General features: G+C 73.1%; 13 protein-coding genes. 9 read left to right on the top strand and 4 right to left on the bottom strand.

What is annotated here, in order from left to right:
• From infB to ACSMHG_RS09550, 5 genes are all read left to right on the top strand, one after another.
• A partial coding sequence (gene infB / locus ACSMHG_RS09570; protein ID WP_435744136.1) for a translation initiation factor IF-2 occupies positions 1-2,179 on the top strand: 2,179 nt, incomplete at its 5' end.
• Positions 2,180-2,279: 100 nt separating this feature from the next.
• Positions 2,280-2,792, top strand: a complete 513-nt coding sequence (rbfA, locus tag ACSMHG_RS09565) for a 30S ribosome-binding factor RbfA (protein WP_435744134.1) — start codon at positions 2,280-2,282, stop codon at positions 2,790-2,792.
• Positions 2,789-3,664, top strand: coding sequence for a tRNA pseudouridine(55) synthase TruB (gene truB / locus ACSMHG_RS09560; RefSeq protein WP_435744132.1), 876 nt, complete (start codon positions 2,789-2,791; stop codon positions 3,662-3,664). The genes rbfA and truB overlap by 4 nt, the downstream gene beginning before the upstream one ends.
• A gap of 25 nt (positions 3,665-3,689) precedes the next feature.
• Positions 3,690-4,628: a bifunctional riboflavin kinase/FAD synthetase gene (locus ACSMHG_RS09555; protein WP_435744130.1), complete on the top strand. Its 939-nt coding sequence runs from the start codon at positions 3,690-3,692 to the stop codon at positions 4,626-4,628.
• The gene (locus tag ACSMHG_RS09550; RefSeq protein ID WP_435744128.1) at positions 4,625-5,635 is read left to right on the top strand and encodes a hypothetical protein; all 1,011 of its coding nucleotides are present in this window, start codon (positions 4,625-4,627) and stop codon (positions 5,633-5,635) included. Before ACSMHG_RS09555 ends, ACSMHG_RS09550 begins: the two co-directional genes overlap by 4 nt.
• 3 nt (positions 5,636-5,638) lie before the next feature.
• Here ACSMHG_RS09550 and ACSMHG_RS09545 read toward each other — a convergent pair whose 3' ends face one another.
• From ACSMHG_RS09545 to ACSMHG_RS09530, 4 genes are all read right to left on the bottom strand, one after another.
• On the bottom strand, positions 5,639-5,896 hold the full coding sequence (locus ACSMHG_RS09545) for an HPr family phosphocarrier protein (RefSeq protein WP_435744126.1): 258 nt from the start codon (positions 5,894-5,896) through the stop codon (positions 5,639-5,641).
• A gap of 66 nt (positions 5,897-5,962) precedes the next feature.
• Positions 5,963-8,041 (bottom strand): PTS fructose transporter subunit IIABC, encoded by a 2,079-nt coding sequence (locus ACSMHG_RS09540; protein ID WP_435744124.1) that lies wholly within the window; start codon positions 8,039-8,041, stop codon positions 5,963-5,965.
• Entirely contained in the window at positions 8,038-9,000 is a 963-nt protein-coding gene (locus tag ACSMHG_RS09535; RefSeq protein WP_435744122.1) for a 1-phosphofructokinase family hexose kinase, read from the bottom strand. Before ACSMHG_RS09535 ends, ACSMHG_RS09540 begins: the two co-directional genes overlap by 4 nt.
• Complete coding sequence (locus tag ACSMHG_RS09530) at positions 8,997-9,761, bottom strand: DeoR/GlpR family DNA-binding transcription regulator (RefSeq protein WP_435744119.1); 765 nt, start codon at positions 9,759-9,761, stop codon at positions 8,997-8,999. Before ACSMHG_RS09530 ends, ACSMHG_RS09535 begins: the two co-directional genes overlap by 4 nt.
• A gap of 88 nt (positions 9,762-9,849) precedes the next feature.
• Between ACSMHG_RS09530 and ptsP the strand changes: the two genes are divergently transcribed.
• The 4 genes from ptsP (at position 9,850) to ACSMHG_RS09510 (ending at position 14,855) form a co-directional block, all read left to right on the top strand.
• Positions 9,850-11,520 (top strand): phosphoenolpyruvate--protein phosphotransferase, encoded by a 1,671-nt coding sequence (gene ptsP, locus ACSMHG_RS09525; protein WP_435744116.1) that lies wholly within the window; start codon positions 9,850-9,852, stop codon positions 11,518-11,520.
• Positions 11,521-11,647: 127 nt separating this feature from the next.
• Positions 11,648-11,866: a DUF6458 family protein gene (locus ACSMHG_RS09520; RefSeq protein WP_435744113.1), complete on the top strand. Its 219-nt coding sequence runs from the start codon at positions 11,648-11,650 to the stop codon at positions 11,864-11,866.
• Positions 11,867-12,074: 208 nt separating this feature from the next.
• Positions 12,075-12,350: a 30S ribosomal protein S15 gene (gene rpsO, locus ACSMHG_RS09515; protein ID WP_435744111.1), complete on the top strand. Its 276-nt coding sequence runs from the start codon at positions 12,075-12,077 to the stop codon at positions 12,348-12,350.
• 267 nt (positions 12,351-12,617) lie between these two features.
• Positions 12,618-14,855 (top strand): polyribonucleotide nucleotidyltransferase, encoded by a 2,238-nt coding sequence (locus ACSMHG_RS09510; protein WP_435744109.1) that lies wholly within the window; start codon positions 12,618-12,620, stop codon positions 14,853-14,855.

Genomic DNA, 14,855 nt, shown 5'->3' with positions numbered 1-14,855 from the left:
TGGAGCAGTCCGGATTCCAGCAGCCCAGCCCGTACGCCCTGCCGGCGACGACCCATGCCAACCTCGCCCGGTCCGCGGAGTCGCTGAGCGAGGCGATGGCCGCCAGCGACGTCCCCGAGCGGTACGCCCACGCCCACGTGGCGGCGCTCCGGGCCGTGGTGGTCCCGGCGGCGCCCCCGGCGGTGCCCCCGGGCGCCCCGGCGGCTTCGGCGGCGGCCGTCCCGGTGGTGGCCGCCCCGGTCAGCGCGGTCAGACCCAGGGTGCCTTCGGTCGCCCGGGCGGTCCCTCGCGCCGCGGCCGCAAGTCCAAGCGGGCGCGTCGCCAGGAGTTCGAGGCCATGGAGGCCCCGACGATCGGCGGCGTGCGCGTCCGGAAGGGCAACGGCGAGACCGTCCGCCTGGCGCGTGGCGCGTCCCTGACCGACTTCGCCGAGAAGATCGGCGTGGACGCCGCACAGCTGGTGCAGATGCTCTTCAGCCTCGGCGAGATGGTGACCGCGACCGAGTCGGTCAACGACGCCACGCTCGAGCTGCTCGGCGAGGAGCTCAACTACGTCGTCCAGGTCGTCTCGCCCGAGGACGAGGACCGCGAGCTGCTCGAGTCCTTCGACCTGGAGTTCGGCGAGGACGAGGGCGACGAGGCCGACCTGGTCGTGCGTCCGCCGGTCGTCACGGTCATGGGCCACGTCGACCACGGAAAGACCAAGCTCCTCGACGCGCTGCGCAGCGCCAACGTGGTCGACAAGGAGGCCGGTGGCATCACCCAGCACATCGGTGCCTACCAGGTCGCCGCGGACGTCGACGGGGACGAGCGCCGGATCACCTTCATCGACACCCCGGGTCACGAGGCGTTCACCGCGATGCGTGCCCGTGGTGCGCAGGCGACGGACATCGCGATCCTCGTGGTCGCGGCGGACGACGGCGTGATGCCGCAGACGGTGGAGGCGCTCAACCACGCCAAGGCCGCCGGCGTGCCGATCGTCGTGGCGGTCAACAAGATCGACAAGCCCGACTCCGACCCGACGAAGGTCCGCGGCCAGCTGACCGAGTACGGCCTGGTGCCGGAGGAGTACGGCGGCGACTCGATGTTCGTCGACGTCTCGGCGAAGTCCGAGCTCAACCTGGACAAGCTGCTCGAGGCGGTCGTGCTCACCGCCGACGCGTCGCTGGACCTGCGGGCCAACCCGACGCAGGACGCCCAGGGCCTCGTGGTCGAGGCGCACCTGGACCGCGGTCGCGGTCCGGTCGCCACGGTCCTGGTCCAGCGCGGCACGCTGCGCGTCGGGGACTCGATCGTCGCCGGTCCGGCCCACGGCCGGGTCCGGGCGATGCTCGACGAGCACGGCAACGAGCTGACCGAGGCCACGCCGGCGCGTCCGGCGATGGTGCTGGGCCTCTCGGCCGTGCCCGGGGCGGGTCAGAACTTCCTCGTCGTCGAGGACGACCGGATGGCCCGCCAGATCGCCGAGAAGCGCGAGGCCCGCGAGCGGGCGGCCATGCAGGCCAAGCGCCGCGTCCGCCGCACGCTCGAGGACTTCATGGCCTCGATGGAGAAGGGCGAGAGCCAGGAGCTCAACCTGATCCTGAAGGGCGACGTGTCCGGTTCGGTCGAGGCGCTCGAGGACTCGCTGTCGCAGATCGACGTCGGCGACGAGGTCACCCTGCGCGTCATCGACCGCGGTGTCGGTGCGATCACCGAGACCAACGTCGACCTGGCCGCCGCCTCCGACGCCATCATCATCGGCTTCAACGTCCGCCCGCAGGGCAAGGCGACCGAGATGGCGGACAAGGAAGGCGTCGAGATCCGCTACTACTCGGTCATCTACCAGGCGATCGAGGAGATCGAGGCGGCCCTCAAGGGCATGCTCAAGCCGGAGTACGAGGAGTCGACCCTGGGCCAGGCGGAGATCCGTGCGATCTTCCGCTCCTCCCGGATCGGCAACATCGCCGGCTGCATGGTCACCTCGGGCGTCATCCGACGCAACGCCAAGGTGCGCGTCATCCGTGACGGCGCCGTGGTGGCCGACAACCTCGACCTCGCGTCGCTCAAGCGGGAGAAGGACGACGCGTCCGAGGTCCGCGAGGGCTTCGAGTGCGGTCTGGTCCTGCGCAACTTCCAGGACATCAAGGAAGGCGACGTCGTCGAGGCGTTCGAGATGCGCGAGATCCCGCGCGGCTGAGCCAGCACCCGGTCGGCGGGTCCTCCACGGAAGTGGGGGACCCGCCGTTCCGTTCTCCGCCGTGCCAGCCATGTTGTGACGTTCTGAGAGAGTGAGGACCATGAGCAGCCCCCGGGTGCGCAAGATCGCCGACCGGATCCAGGTCATCGTCGCCGAGATGCTCGAGCGCCGGGTCAAGGACCCGCGGCTCGGCTTCGTGACGGTCACCGACGTGCGGGTCTCCGGCGACACCCAGCAGGCGACCGTCTTCTACACGGTGCTGGCCGGCGCCGGGGGAGCGGCCGAGGACGACGAGGCCGCCCTCGCCGGCACGGCCGCCGCGCTGGAGTCGGCCAAGGGCCTGATCCGGTCCGAGGTCGGCAAGCAGCTCGGCATGCGGCACGTGCCGACGCTGACCTTCGTCGCCGACGCGCTGCCCGAGTCGGCCCGGCACCTCGACGAGGTGCTGGCGCGGGCCAAGGCGCTGGACGCCGAGGTGGCAGCCCGCCGACAGGAGACGTACGCCGGCGAGCCCGACCCGTACAAGAAGCCCCGCTCCGCCGAGGACGAGGCCGAGGACCAGGCGGGCGACGAGCCCGACGAGACGGGCGACGTGCCGGACGACCGGGAGTGACCGAGCCGGGTCTCGTCGTCGTCGACAAGCCCGGGGGGATGACCTCCCACGACGTGGTCGCCCGGGTCCGCAGGCTGGCCGGCACGCGGAAGGTCGGCCACGCCGGCACCCTCGACCCGATGGCGACCGGCGTGCTGGTGCTCGGCGTCGACCGGGCGACCCGGCTGCTGGGCCACCTGATGCTCACCGACAAGGCGTACGCCGCGACGATCCGGCTCGGAGCGTCGACCACCACCGACGACGCCGAGGGGGAGGAGCTCACGCGCATCTCGGCGGAAGGTGTGGGCGAGGCCGACCTCCGCGCGGCGCTCGCCGAGCAGGTGGGTGAGCTCCAGCAGGTGCCGACGGCCGTGTCGGCGATCAAGGTCGACGGCAAGCGGGCCTACCAGCGGGTGCGTGCGGGCGAGGAGGTCGACCTTCCCGCCCGGTCGGTCACCGTCCACGAGCTGGTCGTCGGCGGCGTGCGCCGGGGCGAGGAGGTGCTCGACGTCGACGTCCGCCTGCGGTGCAGCAGCGGCACCTACGTCCGCGCGATCGCACGGGACGTCGGCGCCCGGCTCGGGGTCGGCGGCCACCTCACCGCACTGCGGCGCACGGCGGTCGGGCCCTACGGCCTCGACGTCGCGCGGACGCTGGAACAGCTGACGGACGACTTCGCCGCCGGCAGCGGGCTGGTCCCCATCGCGGAGGCCGCCCGCGCGGCGTTCCCGGCGTACGACCTCGACGACGCCGCCGCGGCGGACGTCCGGGTGGGTCGGCCGCTGGACCTGGCGCTGTCCGGGCTGACCGCGGTCTTCGCGCCGTCGGGTGAGTTCCTCGCGCTCTACGAGCCCCGCGGCGGCGCCGCCCGGCCGGTTGCCGTCTTCGTCTGAGCGGCTGCTCGGTAGGGTGCCGCTCGTGCAGGTCTGGCGCTCGCTCGAGGACGTTCCCGACGACCTCGGTCGCACCGTGGTCGTCGTCGGCAACTTCGACGGCGTCCACCTCGGTCACCGGCGGGTGCTCGCCCGGGCCCGGGAGCTCGCCCGCGAGCGCGGGGGCCTGGCCGTCGTCGCGGTCACCTTCGACCCGCACCCGATGGCGGTGCTGCGCCCGGAGCACGCGCCCACGGCGCTGACGACCGTCGACGCCCGCGCGGACCTGCTCGCCGAGGCCGGCGCGGACGGCGTGCTCGCCGTGCCGTTCGACCGCTCCGTCGCGGCCTGGACCCCCGAGGAGTTCGTCACCCGGGTCCTCGTCGACGCGTTGCGGGCCGCAGCGGTGGTGGTCGGGGCGAACTTCCGGTTCGGCAGCCGGGCGGCCGGCGACGTCGCGACGCTCACCGAGCTGGGCGCCGTGCACGACTTCACGGCCGAGGGCATCCCGCTCGACGGCGGCCCGATGGTCTGGTCCTCGACCTACGTGCGCACCTGCCTGGCGGCCGGGGACGTGACCGGGGCCGCCGAGGCCCTCGGCCGGCCCTACGCCGTGCGCGGCGAGGTGGTCCGCGGGGACCAGCGGGGCCGCGAGCTGGGCTACCCGACCGCGAACGTGCCGACCGGCGGGCTGATGGCGGTCCCCGCCGACGGCGTCTACGCCGGCTGGCTGCGGCGCCTCGACACCGGCGAGCGCCACCCCGCCGCCATCTCCGTCGGCACGAACCCCACCTTCCACGGTGCCCGCGAGCGTCGGGTGGAGAGCTACGTCCTGGACCGCACCGACCTCGAGCTGTACGGCGTGGAGGTCGAGGTCTCCTTCGTCGAGCGGCTGCGCGGCATGACCACCTTCGCCTCCGTCGAGGAGCTGGTCGACCAGATGGCCGACGACGTCCGGCGTGCCCGCGAGCTGCTCGACCCGTGACCAGCGGGCCGGACCCGTCGGCGCGGGCGACGCTGGCGGCGACCGAGCGGTGGTTCCTCGACCATGGCCTCTCCTACTTCGTGCCCGAGGAGCGGCACGCCGCGCGGGAGGCGCTCCGGCCGCGGCGGTTCCTGCCGGCCGCGACGCTGACCGTCGCCCTCGCGGTGGGTGGGGGCGTGGTGATCGCGTGGCTGTCGGAGGAGCTGACCGCGGCGCCGGCGTTCCTGCTCACCGCGGGACTGCTCGGCGCGGTGGCGTACGCGCTGACGTCGTTGCGGGCCCGGCCGATCATCCGCTGGGCGCTGCACCGGGCGCTGGGCAGCCTGCGGACGTTGCTCCCGATGATGAGCCGGGCGCTGCCCCTGCTGCTGCTCTTCGTGACCTTCCTCTTCATCAACGCGGAGGCGTGGGAGCTCTCGGCCAGCCTCGACCCCGGGACCCTGTGGCTGGTGGTGCTCCTCTTCGGGCTGCTCGCGGTCGGCTTCCTGCTGGTGCGGCTGCCCGAGGAGGTGGACCGGACCGACGACGACGTGGACGACGCCTTCCTGCTGCGGGCGTGCGCAGGGACGCCCCTGGACGAGGAGTGCCGGACCTTGGTCGCCGACCCGTCGGCCGACCCGGCGTCGTACGCCACCGTGACCGGCTTCGAGCGCTGGAACCTCGTGCTCGTGCTGGTGGTCATGCAGGCGGTCCAGGTGCTCCTGCTGGCCGGGACGGTGCTGCTGTTCTTCCTGCTCTTCGGGGCGCTGGTCATGGAGCCGGAGACGCAGGCCGGCTGGACGGGGATGAAGGTGTCGGAGATCCGTAACCTGCCGTACCTCGACCACGTCAGCGTCGCGCTCTTCCAGGTCTCGCTGTTCCTGGCGGCGTTCTCGAACCTCTACCTCACCGTCTCGACCGTGACCGACGAGGCCTACCGCGAGCAGTTCTTCAGCACCGTGCTGCGTGAGCTCGAGCGGGCGGTCGGCGTCCGCGCCGTCTACCTGGCCTTGCGCGACCGAGCCTGAGACCTAGGCGTCGAGGTCGCGCTCGACCAGTGCGGCGACCGCGGCGACGTCGGCCTCGACGTCGCCGCTGACTTCGATCTCGTCGCCGTTGCCGGCGCCCAGGGTCATGATGAGCAGGGCGGAGGAGGCGTCGACCGGCTCCTCGCCGGGCAGGCCGATGAGCACCTCGGAGCCGAGCTCGGCGGCTGCCTCGGAGATGATCGCGGCGGGGCGGGCGTGGAGGCCGACGGCCGAGCCGACGACGACGGTCCTGGTGGGCATGGTGCGCTCCTTCGGTGCTGGGGATGGTGCTGGTGGGTGGAACCTGCGGGTTGGTGACGGCAGCCGTCAGGCGGTGACCGTGGCGTCCGGGCCGCGTCGGCCGAGGGACTTCAGTGTGACGACTGCCGCAGCCGCGACGAGGACGCCGGCGACGAGGGCGATCACGAACCCGAGGACGCCGTCGACGGCGAAGAGCACGAACACACCGCCGTGGGGGGCGCGGACCGAGACGTCGAAAGCCTGCGCGAGGCCGCCGGTGACCGCGCTGCCCAGCATGATCGACGGGATGACGCGCAGCGGGTCGGCCGCCGCGAAGGGGATGGCTCCCTCGGTGATGAAGGAGGCGCCGAGCAGCCAGGCCGCCTTCCCGTTCTCCCGTTCGGGGACGGTGAAGGAGGTGGGCCGCACGACGGTCGCCAGGGCCAGCGCCAGCGGCGGCACCATGCCGGCCAGCATCACCGCCGCCATGATGCGCAGCTCCGGCGCGTCGGCGGCCAGCGAGGCGCCGCCGACACCGGCCGCGGCGAAGCTGTAGGCGACCTTGTTCAGCGGGCCGCCCATGTCGAAGGCCATCATCAACCCGAGCACCGCGCCGAGCACGATGGCGCTGCTGCCGCTCATCGACGACAGCCCGTCCTCGAGCTGCCCCATGAGCCAGCTGATCGGCCGGCCGAGCACGACGAGCATGAGTGCACCGACCAGGATGCTGGTCAGGAGCGGGATGACCAGGACCGGCATGAGGCCGCGCGCCCAGCTCGGCGTCCGCCAGCCGGCGATCCAGTGGGCGACCAGGCCCGCGAGCACGCCACCGACGATGGCGCCGAGGAAGCCGGTCGCCGGGTAGGCGCCCTCGCCGGCTGTGCCGATGGTGTTGGCCGCGAGGCCGCCCATGACGAATCCCGGGGCGATGCCGGGACGGTCCGCGATGGCGTAGGCGATGTACCCCGCGAGCGCCGGGATGAAGAAGGCGAACGCGGTCTGGCCGATGACGAGGAGCAGTGCGCCCAGGTAGGCCATCAGCCCGGAGCCGAACAGCGCGTGGTCCAGCCCGAGCGCGGCGGGGTCCGGCAGGTCGGTCAGGGAGTTGTCGACCACGATGCTGCGGCCGGGGCCGACGATCTCGTAGCCACCGAGGAGGAAGCCGAGGGCGATGAGCAGTCCACCGGCGGCGACGAAGGGAATCATGTACGACACGCCGGTCATGAGCACCCGACGGACCCGGCCGCCCCAGCTCTCCGCCGCCCGAGCGTGCGGGTCCCCGCCGCTGCCGGCGTCCCCGCCCCCGCCCTCGACGCGGAGGGCGTCAGGGGCCTCGGCCTGCCGGAGGGCCTCCGCGATCATCGCGTCGGCCTCGTCGATGGGGCGCTTGACGCCGGAGGACACCAGTGGCTTCCCGGCGAACCGACCGCGGTCGCGGACCCCGACGTCGACCGCGAAGATGACCGCCTCGGCCGCCGCGACCGTGGCCGGGTCGAGGGGGGTGGACCCGGCCGACCCCTGGGTCTCGACGGCGAGGTCGACCCCCGCCCGCTCGGCGGCGGCCTCCAGCGCCTCGGCCGCCATGTAGGTGTGGGCGATACCCGTGGGGCAGGCGGTGACCGCGACGAGCCGGCGGCGCTCCGCGGAGGGCGCGGGGTCGACCCGCGCGGGCGCGGTCGGCTCGACGGCCCGACCGGCCGCCGTACCGGCGTCGGAGGCTCCGACCTCGCTGCTGATGAGGGCGACCACCTCCTCCGCGCTGTCGGCTCCGCGCAGCGCCTGGGTGAAGTCCGGCTTGACCAGTGCGCGGGCGAGCTTGGTGAGCAGCTGGAGGTGCACGGTGCCGCCGCCTTCGGGAGCAGCGATGAGGAACACCAGGTCGGCCGGGCCGTCCTTGGCGCCGAAGTCGACCGCCGGGTCCAGCCGCGCGAAGGCGAGCGTCGGCTCGGACACCGCGCTCGTGCGGCAGTGGGGGATCGCGATGCCGCCGGGAAGGCCGGTGCTGGACGTGGCCTCCCGGGCCAGCGCGTCCTCGGCCAGCTGGTCGACGTCGTCGGTGCGCCCAGCCCCGGCGACGACGCCCGCCAGCGCTCGGATCGTTGCCTGCTTGTCGTTGCCGAGCCCGGCGCCGAGCCGCACCAGGTCGGGGGTGATGAGGTCGCTCATGCGGTTGCTCCAGGTGTGAGGTCGAGCCGGTGGGCGGTGACGAGGTCCGGGCGGACCTGGTCGGGACGCGGGATGGTGGTGCCGGGAAGGGCGGCCGCGGCGCTGCCGTAGGCGACCGCGAGGGCGAGCCGGTCCGCGGGCGGGAGCCCACGCAGGTCGCCGAGGAGGTAGCCGAAGAGACTCGAGTCGCCGGCGCCGACGGTGCTCACCACGGTGGTCGGCGGTGGGCCGGCGTGCCAGGCGCCTCCGGCGGTGACGAGGACGGCGCCGCGGCCGCCGAGGGTCGCCAGCACGGCGCCGACACCACGGTCGAGCAGCGTCGCCGCCGCGCGAGCGGCGGCGCGGGGATGCGACTCGAGCTCCTCGGGGTCGGTGCCGGTGAACGAGGCGAGCTCCTCGGCGTTGGGCTTCATCAGCGCGGGGGCGGACCCGGGCAGCCCGTCGACCAGGGCCTGCAGCGGGGCGTCGCTGGTGTCGACCGCGACCCGCGCGGAGCCGCGGAGGTCGGCGACGCGCTCGGCGTACCAGTCCACGGGCGCTCCGGGGGGGAGCGAGCCCGCGAGGACGACCCACTCGGCCGTGCCGGCCCGGCTGCGCAGGGCGGCGGACAGGCCGTCGAGCACCTGCGGTGTCACCGTCGGCCCGGGGGAGTTGACCTTGGTCGTGGTGCCGTCGGGCTCGGTGAGGGTGATGTTGACCCGCGGCGCACCGGCGGAGGGAACGGGACGGCAGTCGATCCCGGCAGCGAGCAGCTCGAGGACGAAGGGGTCCTCCGGGGGTGCCGGCACGACGGCGACCGACGCGACGCCGGCGACCACCGAGGCGCGCGAGATGTTGACGCCCTTGCCGCCTGCCTGGGAGACCACCTCGACCGCACGGTGCACCGCGCCCCGGGTCACCGGCCCGTCCAGCGTCACGGTGCGGTCCAGGCTCGGGTTCGGCGTGACGGTGAGGATCACGCGACCACCACCTCGAGGCCCGCGTCCTCCAGCTCGCGTCGCTCCAGCTCGTCGACGCCGTCGTCGGTGACGAGCACGTCGACCTCCGACAGGTCGGCGAACCGGACCGGGGACTCGGCGCCCACCTTGCTGGCGTCGGCCAGCACCACGACCTGTCGTGCGCTGCGCACCATGGCCTGCTTCGTCGCCGCCTCGTCGCCGTCCGGGGTCGAGAGCCCGTGACCGGTCGAGACGCCGTTGGCGCCGAGGAAGGCGACGTCGACCCGGAGGCGTCCGAGGGCCGCCACGGTGGTGGCGCCGACCGCGGCCTGGGTCGTGGCGCGGACCCGGCCGGGGAGCAGGTGCACGTCGACCCGGGGGTGGCTCGCCAGGCGGCTCGCCACCGGCAGGGCGTGGGTGTGCACGGTGAGGCGGTGGTCGCGCAGGAGGGTGGCCAACCGCGAGGTCGTCGTGCCGGCGTCGAGGAGCACCGTCGCGCCGGCGGGAGGCAGCAGCCTCAGCGCGGCCCGGGCGATGCGGTCCTTCTGGGTGGTGTTGGCCTGGTCGCGCTCGAGCAGGCCTGCCTCGATGCTGGGCAGGCGCCCGGCCGGGACCGCTCCGCCGTGGACCCGACGCACCAGGCCCAACCGCTCGAGGGCGGACAGGTCGCGCCGCACGGTCTCGGTCGTGACGTCGTACCGCTCGGCGAGGTCGACCACCGAGACCCGCCCGCGCTCGGCGACGAGCTCGGCCATGGCCTGTTGCCGTTCCTCCGCGTACATGAGCCACCTGTCGTCAGGAATCTGTGTATGTGTTGTTTTATGCCCGTATCGGTTGACTGTCAAGGGGTAGGGGCGTTTACTCGGGCACATGGCCATCTCCTCGCTCTCCGGCACCCCCGTTGTCCCGGGCGTCGCTCACGGTCCGGTCCTGCTCGTCCGGGCCGAGGTCCCTGCCGAGGCGATCGCCCGCTTCGCCGCCCGGCCCAGCGCGGGGGAGGCGGAAGCACTCGCGGCCTACGACGCGGCCGTCGCTGCCGTGACGGACTCCTTCAAGAGGCGGGCCGTGGTGGCCGCCGGTGCGGCCGCCGAGGTGCTCACGGCCAGCGCCGGCCTCGCCGGCGACACGGGACTGCGCTCGGCGGTGCGCAAGCACCTGCGCGCGGGGGAGGACCTCCTGACCGCAGTCGGGGCTGCGGTCGAGCAGTTCGCCGGGATCTTCACCACGATGGGCGGGCTGATGGCGGAGCGGGTCACCGACCTGCGCGACATCGAGCGACGTGTCGTCGCCCACCTGGTCGGGGAGCCCGAACCCGGCGTCCCGGCGCCGGACGTCCCGTCGGTGCTGGTCGCCGAGGACCTGGCGCCCTCGGACACGGCCGGGCTCGACCCCCGGTCGGTCCTCGCCCTCGTGACCGAGCGTGGTGGGCCGACGAGCCACACCGCGATCATCGCCCGCCAGCTGGGGATCCCCTGCGTCGTGGGCGCCGCCGGCGCGACCCGGCTGACGACCGGCACGCGAGTGCTGGTCGACGGTGCCGTCGGCGCCCTCGAGCTCGACCCCGACCCCGCCTCGGCCGAGCGCAGGGTCGCCGCCGACCGCGAGGCCCGGCAGGCCGTGGCCACCTGGGGTGGGCCCGGCCGGACGGCCGACGGCGTGGCGGTGAAGGTCCTCGCGAACGTGGCGGACGGGACCTCGTCGGCATCGGCGGCGGCCGGCCCGGTCGAGGGCGTGGGACTCTTCCGGACCGAGCTGTGCTTCCTCGACCGGGTCGAGGAACCCTCGGTGGAGGAGCAGACCGCCATCTACGCCTCGGTGATGCGCCCGTTCGCGGGTCGGTACGTCGTGGTCCGGACGTTGGACGCCGGGTCGGACAAGCCGGTCGCCTTCGCGACCCACAGCGGCGAGGACAACCCGGCGCTGGGTGTCCGCGGCTTCCGGCTCTCCTTCGACAACCCCGGCCTGCTCGAGCGGCAGCTCGACGCGGTGGCGGCCGCCGCCGCGCAGACCGGCGTGGAGGCCTGGGTGATGGCTCCCATGGTCGCGACCGTCGCCGAGGCAGCGGACTTCGCCAGCGCCGTGCGCGCCCGGGGGCTGAAGGCGGGCGTGATGGTGGAGGTGCCGGCCGCAGCGCTGCTGGCCGATCGCCTGCTCGGGGTCGTCGACTTCCTCTCGCTGGGCACCAACGACCTCACCCAGTACACGATGGCCGCCGACCGGATGGCCTCGGACCTCGCCCACCTGACCGACCCGTGGCAGCCCGCGGTGCTGCAGCTGGTCGCGATCACCGCCGAGGCCGGTCGCCGCGCCGGGAAGCCGGTGGGGGTGTGTGGCGAGGCCGCCGCCGACCCGCTGCTGGCCTGTGTCCTGGTCGGGCTCGGCGTCACCTCCGTGTCAATGGCCGAGACGGCGGTGCGGTCGGTCGGCGCACGGTTGGGAACGGTCACCTTCGAGCGGTGCGAGGAGGCTGCGGAGGCCGCGCTCGGCGCCGACGACCCGGCCGCCGCGCGTGCGGCCGCGGCCGAGGTGCTGGCCGGCTGACCGACCCGACCGGCAGCCGGTCAGGTCCAGACGTTCCGGGGCCGGCGGTTTCCGGAGCGGCGCGCCCGGGCACCGGTGCGTCGCGCGCGCCCACCTCGGTGCGATGACCCCTGGGAAAGGACAATTCATGGGCTACGGACTCGGAGTCTTCCTCCTCGTCGTCGGTCTGATCCTCGCGCTCGCCGTGAGCGACGCCATCGAGGGGGTCGACCTCACGATGGTGGGCTGGATCATGGCGGCCGGAGGGGTGCTCGTGCTCGTGCTGACCGCCGTCACGATGAACAGCCGACGGAGCAAGGAAGGGACGGTCACCACGACCCGGCGCGAGGACCCGCCGGCGTACTGATCGGCGTACTGGTCGGCGTACTGGTCGGCGTGCTGGTCGGCGTGCTGGTCGGCGTTTTGGGCTGCTGCCCGCGCCCGCGCTAGTCTGCTGCGGTTGCCCGGAGGACCCGGGCGACCGCCGTAGAACGGCCGCGGAACCAGAGTGCCCGGGTGAACAGGCCCCGGCGCGCCGCGCAGCGACCAGGCCCCAGCGGCCGGAAGGAGCCCGCATGTCGATCGGAACCGACCGGGAGACCAAGAAGCGGATCATGGCGGAGTACGCCACGACCGAGGGCGACACCGGTTCGCCCGAGGTGCAGATCGCGCTGCTCAGCCACCGCATCTCCCACCTCACCGAGCACCTCAAGCAGCACAAGCACGACCACCACAGCCGTCGTGGCCTGCTCCTGCTGGTCGGTCAGCGCCGTCGGCTGCTGAACTACCTGCAGAAGACGGAGATCGACCGCTACCGCTCGATCGTCGAGCGTCTCGGCCTGCGCCGCTGATGCTCCGTGAAGGGCCCACCGCTGGTGGGCCCTTCACGCTTTTCGGGGCCTGACCGGCCCCGTGGCGCGGCGGCGCTCGCGCCGTCCTGCGCTAGATTCAGAACCGGACAACTTCACCACACCAGGAGCGACCCGCCGTTTCGGCCCGGTCCTCGGTAGTGGCCCTCAGGAGAGGCGCCCACGGCGCGCCTGCGGGCCTCGATCGAAGACCGGCCTCACGCCATGCGGGACGCCGCGGATCGCTCCGCGACAGACAAGGGATCCCCTTTGACCGACCCCGTCATCTCCGCCGTCGAGACCGTTCTGGACAACGGCAAGTTCGGCACCCGCACCGTCAAGTTCGAGACCGGGCTCCTCGCCCGGCAGGCCGCCGGCTCCGTCACGGCCTACCTCGACGACGACACGATGCTGCTCTCGGCGACGACCGCCGGCAAGCAGCCCAAGGACCACTTCGACTTCTTCCCCCTGACGATCGACGTCGAGGAGCGGATGTACGCCGCGGGCAAGATCCCCGGCTCGTTCTTCCGGTCCGAGGGCCGCCCGGGCGAGGACGCCATCCTCACCTGCCGCCTCATCGACCGCCCGCTGCGCCCGACGTTCAAGAAGGGCCTGCGCAACGAGGTCCAGGTCGTCATCACCGTCCTGGCGCTCGACCCCGACACGCCGTACGACGTGCTCGCCATCAACGCCGCCTCGATCTCGACGCAGCTCTCCGGCCTGCCGTTCTCCGGCCCGGTCGGCGGCGTCCGCGTCGCCCTCATCGAGGGCCAGTGGGTGGCGTTCCCGACCCACAGCCAGCTCGAGGACGCCGTCTTCGACATGGTCGTCGCCGGTCGGGTGACCGACACCGGTGACGTCGCGATCATGATGGTCGAGGCCGAGGCCACCGAGCAGGCCTGGACCCTCGTCCAGGGCGGTGTCCAGGCGCCGACCGAGGAGGTCGTCGCCAGCGGCCTCGATGCTGCCAAGCCGTTCATCAAGCAGCTGTGCGAGGCGCAGGCCGAGCTCGCCGGCGCGGCCGCCAAGCCGGTCCAGGACTTCCCGGTCTTCCTCGACTACGAGGACGACGTCTACGAGGCCGTCGAGTCCGCCGTCCGGGCCGACCTGGCCGCGGCGATGAAGATCGCCGACAAGGCCGAGCGCGAGGAGCGCACCAGCGAGCTGAAGGCGGGGCTGCTCGACCAGCTCGCCGGCACGTTCGAGGGCCGCGAGAAGGAGATCGGCGCCGCGTTCCGTGGGCTGAACAAGCAGCTGGTCCGCGAGAGCATCCTGCGCGACAAGGTCCGCATCGACGGTCGTGGCCTCGCCGACATCCGTCCCCTGCATGCCGAGGTCGGCGTGATCCCGCGGGTGCACGGCTCGGCGCTGTTCGAGCGCGGCGAGACCCAGATCCTGGGTGTCACCACGCTGGACATGCTCAAGATGGAGCAGCAGCTCGACACGCTCTCCCCGGAGAAGCACCGCCGGTACATGCACAAGTACGTCTTCCCGCCGTTCTCCACCGGCGAGACCGGCCGCGTGGGCTCGCCCAAGCGTCGCGAGGTCGGCCACGGTGCGCTCGCGCGTCGCGCGCTGCTCCCGGTCCTCCCCACCCGCGAGGAGTTCCCGTACGCCATCCGCCAGCTCTCCGAGGCGATGGGGTCCAACGGCTCCACCTCGATGGGCTCGGTCTGCGCCTCCACGCTCTCGCTGCTGCAGGCCGGCGTGCCGCTGAAGGCCTCGGTCGCCGGCATCGCGATGGGCCTGGTCTCCGGTGAGATCGACGGGGAGACCAAGTACGTCGCCCTGACCGACATCCTCGGCGCCGAGGACGCCTTCGGCGACATGGACTTCAAGGTCGCCGGCACCCGGGAGTTCGTCACCGCCCTGCAGCTCGACACCAAGCTGGACGGCATCCCGGCCGACGTGCTCGCCGCGGCGCTCACCCAGGCCCGCGACGCCCGCCACGCCATCCTCGACGTCATGGCCGAGGCCATCGACGCCCCCGAGGAGATGTCCCCGACCGCGCCGCGGATCATCACCATCAAGATCCCCGTCGACAAGATCGGCGAGGTCATCGGCCCGAAGGGCAAGGTGATCAACCAGATCCAGGACGACACCGGCGCCTCGATCTCCATCGAGGACGACGGCACGATCTACGTCGGTGCGACCAACGGCGAGGCCGCCGACGCCGCCCGCTCGGCGATCAACGCCATCGCGAACCCGACGATGCCCGAGGTCGGCGAGCGCTACCTCGGCACGGTCGTGAAGACGACGAACTTCGGTGCGTTCGTCTCGCTTCTCCCGGGCAAGGACGGCCTGCTGCACATCAGCAAGCTGCGTCCGCTCGCCGGGGGCAAGCGCGTCGACGCCGTCGAGGACGTGCTCTCGGTCGGCCAGAAGATCCAGGTCGAGATCGGCGAGATCGACGACCGCGGCAAGCTGTCGCTGGTCCCGGTCGTCGAGGAGGCCGACGGCGGCGACGCCGAGGCGGCCCCCGAGGCCGAGGCCACCGAGGAGGCCTGA

This window comes from Nocardioides ureilyticus, from assembly GCF_051280745.1.
Lineage (GTDB): Bacteria > Actinomycetota > Actinomycetes > Propionibacteriales > Nocardioidaceae > Nocardioides.
The sequence above is the reverse complement of the archived record's forward strand: the minus strand, read 5'-3'. Positions and strand labels throughout refer to the sequence as shown.